This window comes from Aeromonas veronii, from assembly GCF_040215105.1.
GTDB classification, from domain to species: Bacteria; Pseudomonadota; Gammaproteobacteria; order Enterobacterales; family Aeromonadaceae; genus Aeromonas; species Aeromonas veronii_G.
In genome coordinates this window covers 562,298-580,325 of sequence record NZ_CP157875.1, presented here as the reverse complement: position 1 = coordinate 580,325, position 18,028 = coordinate 562,298, and the positions used below count along the sequence as shown (strand labels likewise).

Annotated in this window: 18 protein-coding genes; 12 read left to right on the top strand and 6 right to left on the bottom strand. The window is 62.1% G+C overall.

Annotated features, from left to right (window positions below; all coding sequences use genetic code 11):
• Positions 1-65: 65 nt before the first annotated feature.
• From ABNP46_RS02830 to ABNP46_RS02820, 3 genes are all read left to right on the top strand, one after another.
• A complete protein-coding gene (locus ABNP46_RS02830) occupies positions 66-461 on the top strand; it encodes a nitrous oxide-stimulated promoter family protein (protein ID WP_349920911.1) in 396 nt (131 codons plus the stop codon).
• Positions 462-551: 90 nt separating this feature from the next.
• Positions 552-1,004, top strand: coding sequence for a GNAT family N-acetyltransferase (locus ABNP46_RS02825; RefSeq protein ID WP_349920910.1), 453 nt, complete (start codon positions 552-554; stop codon positions 1,002-1,004).
• Between the two features lie 128 nt (positions 1,005-1,132).
• Positions 1,133-1,603 carry a glycine zipper 2TM domain-containing protein gene (locus ABNP46_RS02820; protein ID WP_349920909.1) on the top strand — a complete coding sequence of 157 codons (471 nt, stop codon included), beginning with the start codon at positions 1,133-1,135 and terminating at the stop codon, positions 1,601-1,603.
• A 92-nt stretch (positions 1,604-1,695) separates the two neighbouring features.
• Here the strand turns inward: ABNP46_RS02820 and ABNP46_RS02815 are convergent, their stop codons facing one another.
• Positions 1,696-2,658 (bottom strand): inorganic triphosphatase, encoded by a 963-nt coding sequence (locus ABNP46_RS02815; RefSeq protein ID WP_349920908.1) that lies wholly within the window; start codon positions 2,656-2,658, stop codon positions 1,696-1,698.
• 169 nt (positions 2,659-2,827) lie between these two features.
• Here ABNP46_RS02815 and ABNP46_RS02810 point away from each other — a divergent pair, with 169 nt between their 5' ends.
• On the top strand, positions 2,828-3,508 hold the full coding sequence (locus tag ABNP46_RS02810) for a TIGR00153 family protein (protein ID WP_349920907.1): 681 nt from the start codon (positions 2,828-2,830) through the stop codon (positions 3,506-3,508).
• A gap of 25 nt (positions 3,509-3,533) precedes the next feature.
• On the top strand, positions 3,534-4,799 hold the full coding sequence (locus tag ABNP46_RS02805; RefSeq protein WP_349920906.1) for an inorganic phosphate transporter: 1,266 nt from the start codon (positions 3,534-3,536) through the stop codon (positions 4,797-4,799).
• Positions 4,800-4,906: 107 nt separating this feature from the next.
• Here the strand turns inward: ABNP46_RS02805 and ABNP46_RS02800 are convergent, their stop codons facing one another.
• Positions 4,907-6,145: a multifunctional CCA addition/repair protein gene (locus ABNP46_RS02800; protein WP_349920905.1), complete on the bottom strand. Its 1,239-nt coding sequence runs from the start codon at positions 6,143-6,145 to the stop codon at positions 4,907-4,909.
• A gap of 220 nt (positions 6,146-6,365) precedes the next feature.
• Here ABNP46_RS02800 and ABNP46_RS02795 point away from each other — a divergent pair, with 220 nt between their 5' ends.
• From ABNP46_RS02795 to mltC, 5 genes are all read left to right on the top strand, one after another.
• Complete coding sequence (locus ABNP46_RS02795; RefSeq protein WP_349920904.1) at positions 6,366-7,985, top strand: ExeA family protein; 1,620 nt, start codon at positions 6,366-6,368, stop codon at positions 7,983-7,985.
• Positions 7,985-8,671, top strand: a complete 687-nt coding sequence (exeB, locus tag ABNP46_RS02790; protein WP_349920903.1) for a GspB family T2SS assembly factor variant ExeB — start codon at positions 7,985-7,987, stop codon at positions 8,669-8,671. The genes ABNP46_RS02795 and exeB overlap by 1 nt, the downstream gene beginning before the upstream one ends.
• A 71-nt stretch (positions 8,672-8,742) precedes the next feature.
• Complete coding sequence (gene mutY, locus ABNP46_RS02785; protein ID WP_349920902.1) at positions 8,743-9,804, top strand: A/G-specific adenine glycosylase; 1,062 nt, start codon at positions 8,743-8,745, stop codon at positions 9,802-9,804.
• Positions 9,805-9,825: 21 nt separating this feature from the next.
• Complete coding sequence (locus ABNP46_RS02780; RefSeq protein ID WP_139433930.1) at positions 9,826-10,098, top strand: oxidative damage protection protein; 273 nt, start codon at positions 9,826-9,828, stop codon at positions 10,096-10,098.
• Between the two features lie 114 nt (positions 10,099-10,212).
• A complete protein-coding gene (gene mltC / locus ABNP46_RS02775; protein ID WP_349920901.1) occupies positions 10,213-11,313 on the top strand; it encodes a membrane-bound lytic murein transglycosylase MltC in 1,101 nt (366 codons plus the stop codon).
• 63 nt (positions 11,314-11,376) lie between these two features.
• Here the strand turns inward: mltC and ABNP46_RS02770 are convergent, their stop codons facing one another.
• Positions 11,377-11,757 carry a YgiW/YdeI family stress tolerance OB fold protein gene (locus tag ABNP46_RS02770; RefSeq protein WP_349920900.1) on the bottom strand — a complete coding sequence of 127 codons (381 nt, stop codon included), beginning with the start codon at positions 11,755-11,757 and terminating at the stop codon, positions 11,377-11,379.
• Between the two features lie 232 nt (positions 11,758-11,989).
• Here ABNP46_RS02770 and ABNP46_RS02765 point away from each other — a divergent pair, with 232 nt between their 5' ends.
• On the top strand, positions 11,990-12,997 hold the full coding sequence (locus tag ABNP46_RS02765; RefSeq protein ID WP_349920899.1) for an SGNH/GDSL hydrolase family protein: 1,008 nt from the start codon (positions 11,990-11,992) through the stop codon (positions 12,995-12,997).
• Positions 12,998-13,281: 284 nt separating this feature from the next.
• Positions 13,282-14,313, top strand: coding sequence for a porin OmpA (ompA, locus tag ABNP46_RS02760; protein ID WP_349920898.1), 1,032 nt, complete (start codon positions 13,282-13,284; stop codon positions 14,311-14,313).
• 63 nt (positions 14,314-14,376) lie between these two features.
• Here the strand turns inward: ompA and ABNP46_RS02755 are convergent, their stop codons facing one another.
• Genes ABNP46_RS02755 through ABNP46_RS02745 form a run of 3 tightly spaced genes read right to left on the bottom strand, consistent with a single transcriptional unit; the run spans position 14,377 to position 17,829 of the window.
• Entirely contained in the window at positions 14,377-14,946 is a 570-nt protein-coding gene (locus ABNP46_RS02755; protein ID WP_349920897.1) for a PqiC family protein, read from the bottom strand.
• Positions 14,946-16,592 carry an intermembrane transport protein PqiB gene (gene pqiB / locus ABNP46_RS02750; protein ID WP_349920896.1) on the bottom strand — a complete coding sequence of 549 codons (1,647 nt, stop codon included), beginning with the start codon at positions 16,590-16,592 and terminating at the stop codon, positions 14,946-14,948. Before pqiB ends, ABNP46_RS02755 begins: the two co-directional genes overlap by 1 nt.
• Positions 16,585-17,829: a PqiA/YebS family transporter subunit gene (locus ABNP46_RS02745; RefSeq protein WP_434476171.1), complete on the bottom strand. Its 1,245-nt coding sequence runs from the start codon at positions 17,827-17,829 to the stop codon at positions 16,585-16,587. The genes pqiB and ABNP46_RS02745 overlap by 8 nt, the downstream gene beginning before the upstream one ends.
• Positions 17,830-18,028: the final 199 nt, after the last annotated feature.

The window sequence follows — 18,028 nt, the reverse complement described above, 5'->3', positions numbered from 1 at the left end:
CTGTTTTTCATTCCCGCCTTGACCTGTATCAAGACCCCGGCCGCCCTGGTCAGGACAATGGCGCCATGAACTCCGAACAGCCAGGCACTCGTCGCAGTGCCCGTGCCAGCCAGGCACCCGATCACCCCAGGCTCAGACGGGAGCAGTTGACGGTCAGCGCCATGATCCGCCTCTACTGCAACCACCATCATCAGGATCCCGACTGCCGGCATTGCCGCCAGCTGCGGGAGTTCGCCCACCAGCGGCTGCGTCGCTGCCGTTATGGTCAGGGCCACAAACCCACCTGCGCCAAGTGCGATATCCACTGTTATGCCCCCGCCATGCGCAAGCAGATCCAGCAGATCATGAAATGGAGCGGCCCCCGTATGCTGTGGCATCACCCCTGGCTCGCCCTGCGCCACCTGCTGGACAGCCGCCGCAAGGCACCCAGGCGTCCCCATGGCAGGCCACTGCCACCGTAAATCCCCTGCCCCTTGCATCGCACCGGCTGGCTCACTACCCTGTGGCTCTTTTTTTGACTGCCGCCCGGCAGCAAGTCCCAAGGAGTCAGGATGCACCAGCCCCCCCTATTGAGAGTGGCTCGCCACACCGACATGCACGCCATCGGGCGGCTCGACGTCGAGGTCTTTGGAGAAGATGTCTACCCTCCCTTCTTCTTTCGCCAGGCCATGGACTTGTGGCCGGATCTGCTGATCGTGGCCGAGCGGGATGGCAAGCTGCTGGGTTATGCCCTGGGCGGACTTGGACAGGATCGGTCGCAGGGCTGGTTGCTCTCTCTGGCCGTGCTGCCGGAAGCTCGTGGCTTCGGGCTCGCCGAACGGATGATGGTGCGAGTCGAACAGGGGCTGGCGGCACTGGCAGCGACAGGAGTCAGGCTGACCGTGGATCCGGCCAACCCGGCCCAGCGTCTCTACTTTCGTCTCGGCTACCAGCAGCTGGCAGAGGAGCCCGGCTATTTCGGCCCGGGGGAGGATCGCCTGCTGCTGGAGAAGCCCCTGCCATGAGGAGATAGCGTGGCAGCGGGCCCTCGGCACATAAATGGTTACATTTTGCCAGTTTCATGCGCGATTAGCTTGGCGTAAAGTTAAGCTCAACGAAGAGATCAACCCGATGCTCGCCCAGGAGGCTCATCATGTTCAAACGTATCGCCATCGTCACCCTGCTGGCCGCGACCACCGCCCTCACTGGTTGTGCCAACAGCGACGTTTACTCCGGTGACGTCTACACCAAGGATCGCGCCAAGCAGGTCCAGACCGTCAGCTACGGCACCATACAGTCCACCCGCCCGGTCAAGATCCAGGCCGATGAGAACTCGGTACTCGGCACCATAGGTGGCGCCGTGGTCGGCGGCCTGCTAGGCAGCACCATAGGTGGCGGCCGGGGCAGCGACATCGCCGCCGCCGGTGGCGCCATCGCGGGCGCCGCGGCCGGCAAGGCGGCTGGCGACAAACTCAATCAGGTCGATGGGGTGGAACTCGAGATCAAGAAAGAGAACGGGGAATCCATCGTCGTGGTGCAAAAAGCCAGCCCCACCTTTGTGCCGGGGGCCCGTGTTCGCATGACCCAGGGCAACGGCAGCATCAACGTGGCCGTGGTGAACTGACCTCAGGGCAGCCCGACTGAAACGAAAAAAGGTGAGCCAAGGCTCACCTTTTTGCTGCTTGTGTCATCACGAACCCATATCGCGAGCGGCCCTCAAGCCCCCAGATGCAGCCAGGCCGAGATGGCCAGTTGCAGCCGCACATAGTCGGCGCTGTGAACTCGGGCAAGGAGTGCGTCCTCTTCTCCCCCCCATTGCGCCAACCAGGCGTGCTGGGTCAGCAGGGCTGGCAACCAGGCGGGGGATCCCACCAAGGTGGCTGCCGCATCCTTCAGCAGGGTAACCCCCTCCAGAAGACCGGACAGGGCCTGCGCCTTGGCCGTGCCGTCAGACTCCAGCCAGAGCTGCTCGTGATGTTGCCAGTGCTGCAACCCGAGAGCGATGCGCGCCTCGGCATCCCGGCCCTCCAGATCCGGCAGAGATTGCGGCGCCATCGCCTTGCCGAGCCCCGCCAACCGGTAGCCACGCTGGGCCTTGGACTGGGCCCCCAACCGGATGCCCCCCAACCCGGCCAGCTCGGCTGCCAGGGCGAACAGGGTACTCGCCTCGCCGGACTTGAGCTCAAGCTCCAGCTCATCGATGACGCTGCGTCCCTGCTCCCCTACTATCTCTCCCCGATCCCAGGCCAGCTCGATCTCGGCAGCCTGGCCCGCCGTCTCAAACGCGATCAACCAGTGACGACGCACGAAATCCGTTTTGAACTGGGCCACTAGCCGGGACTGGATGCCATCACGATGGGCGAGATCCGGCCAGATCTCGTCGGGGAAGGTTGCCAGGGTCGGCAACTCCCCGCTGACCGGGGCATTGTACTCGGGGCGGGCATGCAACCCCCCGATCGCCTGACCCCGGCACTTGATGGTCTGTTCGGAGAAATCGTCGCTGCGGCGGATGCGCAGTCCCATGTCGAGCCTGCGCAGGGCAAGCTTTGGCGTATCGAAGTAGACGTTGCCGAGGCTAGCGCTGCTTGCGGAGATAATATCGAGTTTATTCAGCAGGTTGGAGAGTTGTTCCTGGATGTCCGTGGCGACGAAAAATTTTATCTCGATCTCAGTTTGCATAGTCATTCCGGGCTGGCTGGCAACTTTGGGGGGCATGATCCCCGCCACGAAGATATAATGCCAGCGAAACATCAGGATTAATTCACGGTTTTATTGAGGGCATAGTTCGGTTACCATGCGCCCCTCATGAAATAGTATCGAGTGTTTTTTCACCGACACAGGTTTGGCCATGCCAGTAAATACTATCCTGGGACTTTTCGCGAAGTCCCCCATCAAGCCGCTGCAGAAGCATATCGTCAAGGTTCACGTGTGCTGTGAGCAGCTGATTCCGTTCTTTGATGCCGTTGCCGAAGACCGCTGGGAAGATGCCGAGAAGATCCGGCAGCAAATTGCCCAGCTGGAGAAAGAAGCGGACATTCTCAAACGTGAAATCCGTCTCAAGCTGCCCCGCGGCCTGTTCCTGCCGGTCGCCCGTACCGACCTGCTGGAGATGCTGACCCAGCAGGACAAGATTGCCAACCGTGCCAAGGATATCTCCGGCCGCATGCTTGGCCGTAAAATGGAATTCCCCTCCGAGATGCGTGCCGATTTCATGGCCTATCTCAAACGTTGTATCGATGCGACCGCCCAAGCCGAAAAAGCCATCGGAGAACTCGATGAGCTGCTCGAAACCGGCTTTAAAGGACGTGAAGTTGAAATGGTTGCCGAGATGATCCACCAGCTGGATCTCATCGAGGACGATACTGACACCATGCAGATCGGGCTTCGCCAACAGCTGCAAGCCGTTGAGCACAAATACAATCCGATCGACGTTATGTTCCTCTACAAGATCCTCGAATGGGTAGGTGACCTGGCTGATCAGGCCGAGCGCGTTGGCGCCCGTCTGGAATTGATGCTGGCTCGTTCGTAATCGACTGACAGGGTAAACACTACTAATGGACATTATCGCAAATTACGGCACCACCCTGGTGCTCGTGGCGGCCTTGTTCGGCTTTTTGATGGCCTGGGGGATTGGTGCGAATGACGTCGCCAATGCCATGGGTACATCGGTCGGTACCAAATCCCTGACCATCCGTCAGGCGATCATCATCGCCATGATCTTCGAGTTTGCCGGTGCCTATCTGGCCGGTGGCGAAGTGACGGCTACCATCCGCAACGGCATCATCGACAGCAACGCCTTTGCCGACACGCCGGATCTGCTGGTGCTTGGCATGATTGCCTCCCTGCTGGCGGCGGGTCTGTGGCTGATCCTGGCCTCCTACTTCGGCTGGCCCGTCTCCACCACCCACTCCATCATCGGTGCCATCGTCGGCTTCGCCGTGGTGAGCATTGGCCCGGAAGCGGTGCAGTGGAACAAGTTCGGTGGCATCGTCGGCTCCTGGGTGGTGACACCCGCCATCTCGGGGGTGATCGCCTACTTCATGTTCATCAGCGTGCAGAAGCTCATCTTCAACACCGATGATCCCCTCAACAACGCCAAGCGTTATGTCCCCTTCTACATGTTCCTGACGGCCCTGGTCATCTGCCTGGTCACCATCAAGAAGGGGCTGACCCACGTCGGCCTGCACCTGAGCAATGGCGAGGGGATCCTGCTCTCCATCGCCATCTCCATCGCCGTGGCCTTTGCCGGCTGGCTCTACATTCGCGGTCAGAAGTACAACCCGCAGGATGACAGCAAGATGCACTTCGCCAACGTGGAGAAGGTGTTCGGCATCCTGATGATCATCACCGCCTGTGCCATGGCCTTCGCCCACGGTTCCAACGACGTGGCCAACGCCATCGGCCCGCTCTCCGCGGTCGCCTCCATCGTGGCGGCAGGCGGCGAGATCGGCGGCAGCTCCCACATCGCCTGGTGGATCCTGCCCCTTGGCGGCATAGGCATCGTCATCGGTCTGGCCACCATGGGTGAGAAGGTGATGGCGACCGTCGGCACCGGCATCACCCACCTGACCCCGAGCCGTGGCTTCGCCGCCCAGCTGGCCACCGCCGCCACCGTGGTGATCGCCTCCGGCACCGGCCTGCCCATCTCCACCACCCAGACCCTGGTGGGTGCCGTGATGGGGGTGGGTCTTGCCCGCGGCATTGCGGCCCTGAACCTCGGCGTACTGCGCAACATCGTGGTCTCCTGGGTCATCACCCTGCCCGCTGGCGCCATCCTGGCCATCGCCATCTTCTACGTGCTGCAGGCCTGCTTCTCTTAAGGCGCCTCGCAGCAAAAAGCCCGGGTCAGTGACCCGGGCTTTTTTATATCTCCATTGTCTCGAACAACCGTTCAGGCTTGGCCCATCGAGCCGCCGAAGGGATCTCATCACTCGTCGATAAAGGTCCACTCGTCCCGCACCCGGCTGATGGCATCGAGCCGCCGTTTGCCGAGCTGCTCGCGGATCGCCTCCCCCTTGAAGCCTGCCGCCACTATCTCCTTGACCGGCACGGCCTGGGCCGCCGTCAGTGCCTGGGCCACATAGTCCGGCTCGGCATAGACCCGCTCCTCGAAGCCGGTGCGACCGTGGAAGTCGGCGCGGCAGGTGTCCAGCAGCTGGGCGAAGCGCTCGGGCCTGCGCCAGGCATCCGCCTTGTCGAACAGCTTGAGCAGGGTGGCGGGTTTGAGTTCAAACGCGATGTGGATATGAGTGTGCAGATCGCTCACCAGCAGCGCCAGATCCCGGCAATCGTTCGGCACCCGAAAACGCTCGCAGAAATCCCGGATGAGGGGCAGCCCCTTCTGGCCATGGCCGTGGTGGCTCGGCCAGAATTCGGGGGGCGTCAGCCCCTTGCCAAAGTCGTGGCACAGCGCCGCGAAGCGCACCACCAGCTCGGGAGAGCGCTGGCAGGCCTGGGTCAGTACCATCATGGTGTGGATGCCGGTGTCGATCTCCGGGTGCCACTTGGCCGGGGCCGGCACCCCGAACAGGGCATCCAGCTCGGGGAACAACGCCTTGAGAGCGCCGCATTCGCGCAGCACCTCGAAGAAGACGGCGGGGGTCGGCCCCAGCAACACCTTCTCCAGCTCCTTCCAGACCCGCTCCGGGGTCAGGTGGGCCAGCTCTCCCGCCGCCGTCATCTGCTGCATCAGAGCCTGGGTCTGTGGGGCCACCACGAACCCCTGGGCATGGAAGCGCGCGGCGAAGCGGGCCACCCGCAGAATGCGCAGGGGATCCTCGGCGAAGGCCGGGGAGACGTGGCGCAGCACCCGGGCCTTCAGGTCCTGCAGACCGCCATAGGGGTCGTGCAGCTGGCCGCTCTCATCCTCGGCGATGGCGTTGATGGTGAGATCCCGGCGCAGCAAATCTTGTTCTAGCGTGACGTCCGGCGCGGCATGGCAGACAAAGCCGGTATAGCCCTGCCCCTGTTTGCGCTCGGTGCGGGCAAGAGCGTACTCCTGCTGGGTCTTGGGATGCAGGAACACCGGAAAATCGCGGCCAACCTGAGTGAAGCCGAGACCCAGCATCTGCTCCACGGTCGCACCGACCACCAGGTGATCCCTGTCCCCCTGCGGCAAGCCCAACAGGCGGTCCCGTACCGCTCCCCCAACCAGATAAGTCTGCACGCGTACTCTCCTCAATAAACCTGCCTCGATGATACCGCTTTTGCGGCGGGGAGACGACGTCCCCGATTCCGGCATCTCCGTCAGCGGGTGTGATAATTCGACCCCGATCAACCTCGCCATTTGAGCCACCGGGTAGGATGACCCTCTTATGGTATCCGGGTCTTTGACATCCCCGGGGGGAGGCTTTAACCTGCCGCCCATAACAATGGAATGGATCCTTATGTACACACAGTTCTTCGGTCTGTCGGAGCCCCCGTTCTCCATCTCGCCCAACCCCAAATATCTCTATATGAGCGAACGCCATGGGGAGGCTCTGGCCCACCTCAACTACGGGTTGCAGGATGGGGGGGGCTTCGTGCTGCTCACCGGAGAAGTGGGAACGGGCAAGACCACGGTCTCCCGCTGCCTGTTGCAGCAGTTGCCGGTCGACACCGAGATCGCCTACATCCTCAATCCCTCCCTGACCGAGCGGGATCTGCTGGCGGCCATCTGCGACGAGTTCCAGCTGTCCTATGAGAAAGACGCGGGCCTCAAGCCGTTGTTCGACCTCATCCGCGATCACCTGCTGGCCAACCTGGCGGCAGGCAAACGCACTGTAGTATTGGTGGATGAGGCGCAGCATCTGCTGCCAGGCGTGCTGGAACAGCTACGTCTGCTCACCAATCTCGAAACTGACGAGAAGAAACTGCTGCAGGTCGTACTCATCGGCCAGCCCGAACTGCAACAAATGTTGCGCCAGCCCCTGCTGCGTCAGCTGGCCCAGCGCATCACCGCCCGCTACCACCTGCTGCCGCTGTCGCGCCAGGATGTGGATGCCTATGTGCGCTTCCGCCTGCAGGTGGCCGGCTGCATCCAGCCCATCTTCACTCCCAGGGCCATCCAGACCCTGCACCGCCTCTCCGGCGGCATCCCGCGCCTCATCAACCTCATCTGCGATCGCGCCCTCATCGCCGCCTTCGCCCGTGGCAGCCACAAGATAGTCCATGGCGACATCAGCCAGGCGGCCTTCGAGGTGAGCGGCATTCGTGATGAGGGAAGCTGGCAGTCCGGCCTGACCGTGGCGCTGGTCGGCGCCCTGCTGGTCGCGACCGGCTGGTGGGGTTGGCAGTTCATCGGCATCTTCCCCACCCGTCCCGTGGTCAAGGTGGAGATCCCGGTCAAGGTGGACGACACGCCGGAGCAGCAGGAGCAACTGACCCGGGCCATCAATCAGGCGATCGAGCCCGATGTGGCCATGCAGAATCTCTACAAGGTTTGGGGCTACCAGGCCGAGCTGGAGGAGGCGACCTGTGACAACGCCCCTCGCGCCGGTCTGCGCTGCCAGGAGGGGGATGCCACCCTGGCGGAGCTGCAAGCCTTGCAACATCCGGCCCTCATCAGCCTGACCGATGCGACCGGCGGTCTCTACTACGCCACCCTGGTGAATCTGGGTCCGGACAAGGCCTCCCTGCTCATCGGCAACCAGAGCTGGCAGGTAGACCGCCAGTGGCTCGCCGATGCCTGGGGAGGGAGTTACACCCTGCTGTGGCGCATGCCCAAGGGAGGCGTGTCGCTCATCGGCAGCAACGCCGGCCCAACCCAGGTGCAATGGCTGGACAATGCCCTCAGCCGCGCCATGCAACAACCGGATCGCAAGGTGAGCCGCTTCGATGCCGAGCTCAAGAACAAGTTGCAGCAGTTCCAGCGCGAGCAGGGGCTGACCCCGGACGGGATTGCTGGCAGCAACACCCTGCTGCGCCTGAACGTGCAGGCGGGTGAACCCATGCCCAAGCTCGAGGACGATACCTTGCGCGCCGATGTCCCGGTGAAACTGGATGAAATGATGGAGGAGGCCTCCTGATGTCGACCCTGCTCAAAGCCCTGCGCCGGGCCGATCAACCCCAATTCACCCCGCACATGCCGCTCATGGGGCTGCCCGTGAGCCAGGATGAAGAGCCCAACCGCCGCTGGATCTGGTGGCTGCTGGCGCCGCTCGCCCTCGTCATGGGGGCGGGCGCCAACTATGGCTGGCATCTCTATCACCTCAAGCCCATCGAGCAGCAGATCGAAGTGAAAGAGGTGGTGACGCCGCCCTTCGTGCGGGTCGAGCCCAAGCCGATGATCACCCGCCCCCTGCCGCCCCCGCTGCCGGAACCCGTGGTGCAACCCAAGGCGGCCCCGGCCCCCAAGGCAACGGCCAGCGCCACCAACAATGGCCAGAGTCTGGCGGAGCGCATCATGATGGCCCTCAACAACACTCCGCTGGTGGAAGAGTCGACGCCCCAGATCGAGCGTTCGGCCGGGGCCATTCCCCTCGGTGCCCTGCCCGCGGCCATCAAGCAGCAGGTGCCACCGCTGACCTATGGTGCCCACAACTACTCCTCCGATCCGGCCAAGCGGGCCGTGGTGCTCAACGGGCGAGAACTGCATGAAGGGAGCGAGATTGCCCCCGGAGTCACCCTGATCGCCATCGCCCAGGATGATATAGTGCTGCAGGTCGGCGGCCAGCATGCCAGCCTCAAGGCGCTGCAGGATTGGCGCGGATAACCCCGCCATATCGACAGACCACAAGAGGGAGCCCGAGAGCTCCCCTTTTTAATCAATAAGATGAGCATATCGTGAGCAACCCAGACAACACCTCCTTCGCCACCCGGATCCTGGACTGGTACCAGATCCATGGCCGCAAGACCCTGCCCTGGCAGCAGGACAAGACCCCCTACCGGGTCTGGATCTCCGAGATCATGCTGCAACAGACCCAGGTTGCGACGGTCATTCCGTATTATCAGCGCTTTATGGAACGCTTCCCCGATGTGCTGGCCCTGGCCGATGCCCCCATCGACGAAGTGCTGCACCACTGGACCGGACTCGGCTACTACGCCCGCGCCCGCAACCTGCACAAGGCGGCCCAGACTATCCGCGACCTGCACGGCGGCCTGTTCCCGGAACGGCTGGAGGAGGTAATGGCCCTGCCAGGGATCGGCCGCTCCACCGCCGGCGCCGTACTCTCCCTGTCGCTCGGTCAGCCCCACGCCATTCTGGACGGCAACGTGAAGCGGGTACTCACCCGCTGGCTGGCGCTGCCGGGCTGGCCCGGGCAGAAGACGGTGGAGAACACCCTCTGGGATCTGGCGACTCGCCTCACTCCCAGGCTCGGCGTCGCCCAGTACAACCAGGCCATGATGGACATGGGGGCCACCGTCTGTACCCGCAGCAAGCCCGCCTGCGGGCGCTGTCCGGTCCAAAGCGATTGCCAGGGGCTGTCGCAAGGCAACCCCACCGCCTACCCCAACAGCAAGCCCAAGCAGAGCATCCCCGCCCGCACCGGCATCATGCTGATCATCCGCAACGGCGATCAGTTGTTGCTGGAGAAGCGCCCTCCCCAGGGGATCTGGGGCGGGCTCTACTGCTTCCCGCAGGTGGAGGCACTGCCCGAGGTGGAAGCCCGTTTGCAGGCATTGGGACTGCAGGGCGCCGGCTACCGGGAACTGACTGGTTTTCGTCACACCTTCAGTCACTTCCACCTGGATATCCAGCCTCTGCTGATCGAACTGACTGCCCCGCCGCCCCCGCTGCTCATGGAAGCGGATTCCCGACTCTGGTATAACTTACGCCATCCTGCCGAGGTGGGGTTGGCGGCCGCTACGGCCCGCCTGCTCGCCTACCCGGACTTACAATCCTGAGTTGCAACCACAGAGGTCAACATGAGCCGTACCGTATTCTGCCAGCGTCTGAAGAAAGAGGCGCCGGGTCTCGATTTCCAACTCTACCCCGGCGAGCTCGGCAAGCGGATCTTCGACAACATCAGCAAGGAAGCCTGGACCGAATGGCAGAAAAAGCAGGTGATGCTGATCAACGAGAAAAAACTGAACATGATGAACCTCGAGCATCGTCAGCTGCTGGAAAAAGAGATGGTGAGCTACCTGTTCGAAGCGGGTGAAGTGGCCATCGACGGCTACACCCCTCCCAGCCAGTAACAATTAGCCCTGGGCAGGGGTTCGCCTTCCAGCATCGGGCCGTCGACGGCCACCTCCCTCCTTGCTCAGAGTTCATGAATGACGGGTGGCCCGGCCACCTTGCTTGAGGATTTTATGGGTCGACTTTTTTGGCTGCTGTGCGCCGTGCTGTTTCTCTCTGCCTGCTCCTCCTCCCCCGCCCCCCGCGAAGATGACGAGGATCTGGTCAACGGCAAGGACATACGTGGCTTCGAGCACATGATCAGTGCCCTCTCTCACAACGTGAACGAGATCTGGGGGCGAGAGGCCTTGTTTGCGGGCAAGTTTGACTACGTCAAATACACGGATCAATACAAGAGCCGGGCCCACATCGACTTCTCCAGCGGCCACATCATGGTGGAGACCGTCTCCGGACTGGATCCCCGCGCCCACCTGCGCCGCGCCATCATCGAAACCCTGATGACACCGGACGATCCGGCGGAAGTGGATCTTTACTCCGACCGGGAGATCATGCCCGGCGGCGAGCCCTTCCTCTACGGTCAGGTGCTGGACAACCAGGGCCAGCCGATCCGCTCCAGCTGGCGCGCAGAGCGCTATGCGGACTACCTGCTCAACACCGCCATGAAGAAGCGCACCCTCGGTATTCGCAACATCTTCTTCATCGACATCCCCATGGTGGCGAACCATGAGGACAAGCGCGGCTACAAGTACGCCAGCATCATCCGCGACGCCTCCCGCAAGTACGGGGTCGCCGAGAGCCTGATCTACGCGGTGATCAAGACCGAGAGCAGCTTCAACCCCTATGCGGTCAGCCATGCCAACGCCTATGGCCTGATGCAGGTGATCCCGGCCACGGCGGGGCGCGACGTCTATGTGCGGGTCAAGGGCAAGAACGGCCAGCCGACCCGGGAGGACTTGTTCAACCCGGCCTACAACATCGACGTGGGCACCGCCTATCTGCACCTGCTGCAGACCGTCTATCTGGCGGATATCCAGGATCCCCAGTCGAGGCGCTATGCGGTGATCTCTGCCTACAACGGCGGGGCCGGCGGGGTGCTCAACACCTTCTCCAGCGACCGCAAGGCGGCCCCCGGCATGATAAACCGGCTCTCCCCCGAGGCGGTCTATCAGGTGCTGACCGAGCAGCATCCCAAAGCGGAGGCCCGTCGCTACCTCTACAAGGTCAATCAGGCCGAGAAGGGATTCAAACGCAGCGTGCCCAGCCGGGCCGGCTGACGACCACCCAAAACAGGAAGGGCGCTCATGGAGCGCCCTTCTCGTTGAAGCGGCTTCCGCCGCTTACTTGGTGATGAACCCCCCCTTGCTCGGGGCCGCTGCGCCGACTTTTTCCAGGCGTTCCACCTCGACCTCGGTCTTGTCCCAGCTGTGATCCACTTCGCCACGGATGCGGATCAGATCGTTCGGGCCCACTTCGATGCCACGCCACACATCCCCATCCACTTCCACCTCAACCTCGCCGCTGGCATCGCGGAACATGTAGTTCTCGCCACCCAGGTGCTTGGTCAGCTTGCCTTCCAGGGTCACCCAGCTATCGTCACGCTGATCCTTCAACTGGGCAACGGTGATGACATTCTGCTCCTGCGGGCCAGTGTAAGCCGCCATGGCGAAAGAGGATACGGACATCAGGGCCACCAGGCCGATTACGCTTGCTTTGTTCATCTCATGCTCCTGTCGTTGCGGTATGAGGCTATCTTGCCCCCCTGACCGTGAAACAAACGTGAAGCTTCCCCCATGTGGGGGAGCCGAGTGTGACCGAAATCGATTTAATTATACCCCATGGATGCGAAATTAAATTCGGCCAAATACCCTGCGGTGTGGCAAACGGGTCCCCAGCCCGGCGCCATCGAGGAAAAGCCCGCAGGCAAGGCCTGCATCCAATGAGAAAGACGACATGAAAAAATGGTTTCTGTGTTTATTGGGACTCTGCGCACTGACGGCCCAGGCCGCTGAGCCGCGTCCCGCCTTCTCCCGCATCGTCATGTTCGGTGACAGCCTCTCCGACACCGGCAAGATGTACGGCAAGATGCGCGGTTACCTCCCCTCCAGCCCTCCTTATTATCAGGGCCGTTTCTCCAACGGTCCGGTCTGGCTGGAGCAGCTGACCCAGCAGTTCCCGGGGCTGACGATCGCCAACGAGGCCGAAGGGGGCGCCACCGCGGTGGCCTACAACAAGATCTCCTGGAACCCCAAGTATCAGGTCATCAACAACCTGGACTACGAGATCACCCAGTTCCTGGAGAAAGACAGCTTCAAGCCTGACGATCTGGTGATCCTCTGGGTCGGCGCCAACGATTATCTGGCCTATGGCTGGAACACCGAGCAGGATGCCAAGCGGGTACGGGATGTCATCAGCGACTCGGCGAATCGCATGGTGCTCAACGGCGCCAAGCAGATCCTGCTGTTCAACCTGCCGGATCTCGGTCAGAACCCCTCGGCACGCAGCCAGAATGTAGTGAAAGCCGCAAGTCATGTCTCGGCCTACCATAACGAGCTGCTGTTGAATCTGGCACGCCAGCTGGCGCCCACCGGCCTGGTGAAGCTGTTCGAGATAGACAAGCAGTTCGCCGAGATGCTGCGTGAGCCGCAGAACTTCGGTCTGAGCGACACCGAGCATGCCTGCTACGGCGGCGGCTATGTGTGGAAGCCATTCGCCTCTCGCAGCGTGGCCAGCAGCAACCAGCTCGCGGCTTTCAGCGAGCCAGAGCGTCTCGCCATCGCCGGCAACCCCTTGCTGGCGCAGGCCGTCGCCTCCCCCATGGCACGCCGCAGCGCAAGCGAGCTCAACTGCGAGGGCAAGATGTTCTGGGATCAGGTGCACCCCACCACGGCCGTGCATGCGGCCCTGAGCGAGCGGGCTGGCGCCTTCATCGAGCAGCAGTACGAGTTCATCCCCCAGTGAGGGTGCCAAGGCCGACAGCATGTCGGCCTTTTTTGTGTCGGCCCGCTTGAGCAGCCTCCAAGCAACTCATATGACCCCTGTCACAAATCGGAGCCATACTGGCCCTCTTCCCGAATAACTCCCCTATGATGGGCATAGTTATCACAATATGTTTTATATCAGTTGCTTGAGGTTCAAAAAAAACGGGCTACGTTTAAACATGTTGTGGCCGGCCACTGGCCCAACCCATACGGCGAGGCGATACGGATCCTGCCTCCCGACAAACAAAATTGCAGAGGCTTCACATGAAAAAAACACTGATTACCTTGCTGGTTTCAGGCTTGCTTGCGGCCAACGCTCAGGCAGCCGGACAAGACAATACCTGGTATGGCGGTGCCAAATTGGGTTGGTCCAACTTCTACAACTTCGACGAAAGCAACACCATCACCACCACGGACAAGGATGACGACGAAGTCGGCGCCGGTGCCTTCGTGGGTTACCAGATCAACCGAAATCTGGGGGTCGAACTGGGTTACGACTATCTGGGCAAATACAAATACAGCGGTACCCGCAACGGCGCGGCCTTCAACGATGCCGTCGAGGCCCAGATGGCCCAGCTCTCTCTAAAACTCGGCTTCCCGGTCACCGAGAGCCTGGATCTCTATGGCCGCGTCGGGGGTGGCTATGGCTGGAGCAGCAGCGACGAGCTGGACAATGACAGCCGTGGCATCTTCGTCGGCGCCCTCGGGGCCGAATATGCCCTCAACCTGGACTGGGCCGCCCGCCTCGAATACCAGTACAGCACCCCCTATGGCAGCCGAGATGACACCGGCCTGCGCATGGACAACGGCCTGCTCTCCGTGGCCGCCGTCTATCGCTTCGGTCAGGTCGCACCGGCCCTGCCGGTCGCCGCCCCGGCCCCGGCACCCGAGCCGGTCGTGGTGGACAAGCAGTTCACCCTGAGCTCGGATGTGCTGTTTGACTTCAACAAGGCCACCCTCAAGCCGGAAGCCGGCCAGGCGCTGGACACCCTCTACAACCAGATTGAGGAAGCCAGACCCAAAGATGGTTCTGCCACCGTCATCGGTTACACCGACCGCATCGGTTCCGATGCCTACAACCAGAAGCTCTCCGAGCAGCGGGCGCAGACCGTGGCCAACTACCTGATCGGCAAGGGCCTGCCTGCTGGCAAGGTGAACGTGGAAGGTCATGGCAAGAACTCCCCGGTCACCGGCGACAGCTGCACCAGCAAGTCCAAGCGTGAGCTGATCGTCTGCCTGGCCCCGGATCGCCGGGTCGAGGTCAAGGTGCAAGGGGTCTCCGAGGTCCAGCAGTAACCTCGTCCGTTTCTGCCAGAAAACAAAACGGGAGGCCTTGGCCTCCCGTTTTTCATGCCGGTCTCAACCGGCTTTGCGCACCTCTGTCGCGATCTGGTCCAGCAACTGCTGCCAACCCTGTCCCAGCTCGTCGACCAGGGTGCCATAACCATCGGCTGGCAGTACCCGCACCTGCTGGAAGGGCACGTCCCGCAGCACCACACCGTCCTCCGTCAACAAGCGCCAGCGGCCACTCAGCAAGGCGCGGCCGTCGTGACGACCCTGGAAGCGCTCCACCGAGATGCTCAGTACCGGACCCTTGCGGGCCCCGTCCTGACGCACCACCCAGCCAGGCAACCGGCTGGAGAGGCCGCTCAGGGCCAACTGGTTCAGCTGGGCATCCAGCGAGCCCGCCCAGCGGTGGTATTCGGCAAAGTGCAGCTCGTTGCCCTCCAACTGATAGACCAGGCTCACGCGATCCAGCTGCCCCGCCAGGGCGACAGGGCGCAGCACCAGTTGATGCTGGGGTTTAGTCGCCATCAGCGGTGCGGGCTGGCTGCCCGTATCGAGCGAGTAGTAGTGCAGGCTGGCAGGGGCCGAGCTGCAACCCGCCAGCAGGCCCAGCAAGGCCAGGGTCATCATCCTTTTTTTCATCATTTTCCTCGCTTGGGCTCAGGATCCTGGGGGCGAGAGCGATCGAAGATCAGTGAACTCGGTTGCTCGTTCAGGGAATGTACCAGGGGCTGCAATTCGCCCATCAGCTGGTTGAGGGATTGCACCGACTGACGCAACTCCTGATTGGTCTGGGAGCTGGCATCGTAGGTTTGCAGCGTCTCCTGCAACTGCTTGAGGCTCTCATTGAGCGAGGCCGGCAACTGCTGGGTCGAGTCCTGACCGGTAAACTGCTCCAGATTGGCACTCACGGCGCTGACGTGCTTGAGGGTCTTGTCCAGAGTCGCCAGGGTGCTGTTGACCTGTGTGAGCGTGGTGGTCATGTCCATGTCGACGAACTTGTCGAGGATGAGGTTCACCTTGCGCTCTATCTGATCCAGCCCGGCCTGCACGGTCGGGAACACTTGGTAACCCGCCACCTTGACCGATTTGTAGGCCGGCACATCCGGGTAGAAGTTGAGATCCACCACCTTGCCACCAGTCAGCAGGTTCGAGGTCTTGAGGGATGCCCGCAAGCCTTCCTTGAACTGCTTGCTGAACAGGGCGCGCCACTGTTCCTTCTCCGCATTGGCATAGCGATGGGAAAGCCGCTGCACCTCGATGCGGGCCAGCACCGGGATCTCGCGATTCTTGAACAGCTGCACGCCCTTGTCATCGATGAGATAGGGGGCCGAGATCACGGTACCCACCCGGATGCCGCGATATTGCACCGCCGCACCGGGATGCAGGCCACCCACGTTGTCCTCGAACAGGAAGACGTAATCGATGAACTGATCCAGGCTACCGGCCAGCACGCTCGCCTCGTCCTGGAACAGCACGAACTCGTCATGCTGTTTGGCTGGTTCACCGGGGTACCAGCCAGGCGGCAGCCCCATGGTGATGCCGCCATCGAGCAACGTCTCCAGCGAGTCCATCTTGACCTTCATGCCCTCGCTGCTCATGGAGACCTCGAAGCCCGGGGTCAACCAGAAGCGGGAGTTGCTGCTTACCAGAGTGTCATAGGGTGCATTGATGAAGAGCTGATACTCCATCTCGCTCTTCTCTGGCAGGAACTTGGCCTCTTCCACCTGACCGATGGTGAAGCCCTGGTAGTTGATGGGCGATCCCACCCCCAGGGCACGCGCATCGCGGCTACTGAGGGAGAGCCGCAGCCCCTTGGCATCCAGCGAGGCCAGAGGCGGCCTGTCCAGCATGGCATAGGTGTTGAGCGCCTTGCCCTTCTTGCCGGGGGAGAGCTCGATATAGGCGCCGGAGAGCAGGGTACCGAGGCCGGAGACCCCTTCCCGCCCAACCCTGGGCTTGACCACCCAGAACTGGCTGTCTTTCTTGAGCATGCCAGCGGCGGCATTGCTCAGCCGCCCCTTGAGCACGGCGTGACTGTAGTCATCGCTCAGCTCCACCGCTTCGATGCGGCCCACCTCCACCTCGCGGGAACGGATCACCGTCTTGCCCGCGACTATGCCCTCGGCCGTGGCCACGGTCAGGGTGAAGCTGGGGCCTTGCGAATACCAATGCTGGAACAGCATCCAAACACCGATGAACAGCGCCAGCAGCGGTACCATCCAGATAGCGGCAGCCGAGCTCAGAAAGTCCGAGCCGGGTTTCCACCTTGTCTTACGCTCACTCACGTTCGCGCTCTCCTTGTTGTAAATCCCAGATCAGACGGGAATCGAAACTCATGGCGGCCACCATGGTGATCAGCACGACGCCGGCAAAGGCGACGGCGGCGGGGCCAGGATAGATGGACATCAGATTATCGAGCCGGATGAGACCGGCCAGGATGGCCACCACGAAGACGTCGATCATCGACCAACGTCCCACAAATTCAGTCATGCGATAGAGCTTGAGCTTGCGCAGGGGCGAGGCGCCCTGCCCTCGCTGCACCACAAAGCAGAGCCACAACAGCGCCAGGATCTTCACCAGGGGGATGACCACGCTGGCGAAGAAGATGACGGCGGCGATGGGATAGGAACCCAGCGCCCACAGCAGCAGCACCCCGCCCAGGATGGTCGAGGGGCTGTCGTCCCCCAGAAACACCGTGTCCATGATGGGATAGACGTTGGCGGGAATGTAGAGGATCACCGAGGTGATCAGCAGCGCCCAGGTCCGGTTCAGACCACCTGGCTTGCGCGCATGGAGGTGATCGCCGCAGCGCGGGCAGCGGTCGGTGCCGGCCTCGCTCAGGGCGCCGCAGATGTGGCAGCCAACCAGCCCGGATGCCATGGCGCTCGCCTCGGGATCCAGTTCCCTCGGCTCGGTCTGGCCAAACAGCCGTTGCCACAGCCACATCCTGTCCAGCGATGACATCATCTTGATGAGCAGCAGCGTATAGCCGACGAAGGCCCAGAACGACAGCCCCATCTTGATGTCCGCCATGCCCATCAGCTTGACCAGGGAGATGAGCACCCCGATCAGGAAGACATCCACCATCAGCCAGGGCCGGATCCGGCACAGCAAACGGCCGAGGGAGCGCAGTGCACGGCTGTGCATATCCTTGTCGATGCGCCACAGCACCAGCATGATGGAGCCCACATAGACCAGAGGCAGACCGATCAGGGTCAGGCTCAACACGGCGCCGAGGAACAGATAGCCTTGCTCCACCAGGGTGGTGATGCACTGCAGGAAGGTCATCTCCTGCCCCAGCCCGTTGGATGAGAACGACATGAAGGTGAAGGTGTTGGAGAGCACGAACATGATGAGGGCGGCAAAACCATAGGCCAGCGGCCTGCGCTCCTGCTCGGGCAGGTGTCGGCTCAGGGTGTGACCGCAACGGGGGCAACTGCTCGTCTCCCCCACCGCGAGGGGGGTGGCCGGGACCAGCAGATCGCACTCTTCACAGGCCGTCGCGTCATGGGTATAAGTCATTGGATTTGAAACCGGATGCAAGATAGGATCCCAGCGGAGGCCTGTCACGGCCAGAGCGGTCAATTATCGCAGCCGCCGCCCTGAACCACCAGCCCTGTTCTTTGGGGCATTAAGCCCTCATCTAGGAAAAGAGAATGGCTTTGACAAGCCTGTAACCATTTAGCACAATCAAACGCCACTTTTCTTCGCGGGACAATAA

Coding starts and splice junctions, on each gene's coding strand:
- ABNP46_RS02830 (WP_349920911.1), top strand. CDS start 66: ATGAACTCCGAACAGCCAGGCACTCGTCGCAGTGCCCGTGCCAGCCAG.
- ABNP46_RS02825 (WP_349920910.1), top strand. CDS start 552: ATGCACCAGCCCCCCCTATTGAGAGTGGCTCGCCACACCGACATGCAC.
- ABNP46_RS02820 (WP_349920909.1), top strand. CDS start 1,133: ATGTTCAAACGTATCGCCATCGTCACCCTGCTGGCCGCGACCACCGCC.
- ABNP46_RS02815 (WP_349920908.1), bottom strand. CDS start 2,658: ATGCAAACTGAGATCGAGATAAAATTTTTCGTCGCCACGGACATCCAG.
- ABNP46_RS02810 (WP_349920907.1), top strand. CDS start 2,828: ATGCCAGTAAATACTATCCTGGGACTTTTCGCGAAGTCCCCCATCAAG.
- ABNP46_RS02805 (WP_349920906.1), top strand. CDS start 3,534: ATGGACATTATCGCAAATTACGGCACCACCCTGGTGCTCGTGGCGGCC.
- ABNP46_RS02795 (WP_349920904.1), top strand. CDS start 6,366: ATGTACACACAGTTCTTCGGTCTGTCGGAGCCCCCGTTCTCCATCTCG.
- exeB (WP_349920903.1), top strand. CDS start 7,985: ATGTCGACCCTGCTCAAAGCCCTGCGCCGGGCCGATCAACCCCAATTC.
- ABNP46_RS02780 (WP_139433930.1), top strand. CDS start 9,826: ATGAGCCGTACCGTATTCTGCCAGCGTCTGAAGAAAGAGGCGCCGGGT.
- mltC (WP_349920901.1), top strand. CDS start 10,213: ATGGGTCGACTTTTTTGGCTGCTGTGCGCCGTGCTGTTTCTCTCTGCC.
- ABNP46_RS02770 (WP_349920900.1), bottom strand. CDS start 11,757: ATGAACAAAGCAAGCGTAATCGGCCTGGTGGCCCTGATGTCCGTATCC.
- ABNP46_RS02765 (WP_349920899.1), top strand. CDS start 11,990: ATGAAAAAATGGTTTCTGTGTTTATTGGGACTCTGCGCACTGACGGCC.
- ompA (WP_349920898.1), top strand. CDS start 13,282: ATGAAAAAAACACTGATTACCTTGCTGGTTTCAGGCTTGCTTGCGGCC.
- ABNP46_RS02755 (WP_349920897.1), bottom strand. CDS start 14,946: ATGAAAAAAAGGATGATGACCCTGGCCTTGCTGGGCCTGCTGGCGGGT.
- ABNP46_RS02745 (WP_434476171.1), bottom strand. CDS start 17,829: ATGACTTATACCCATGACGCGACGGCCTGTGAAGAGTGCGATCTGCTG.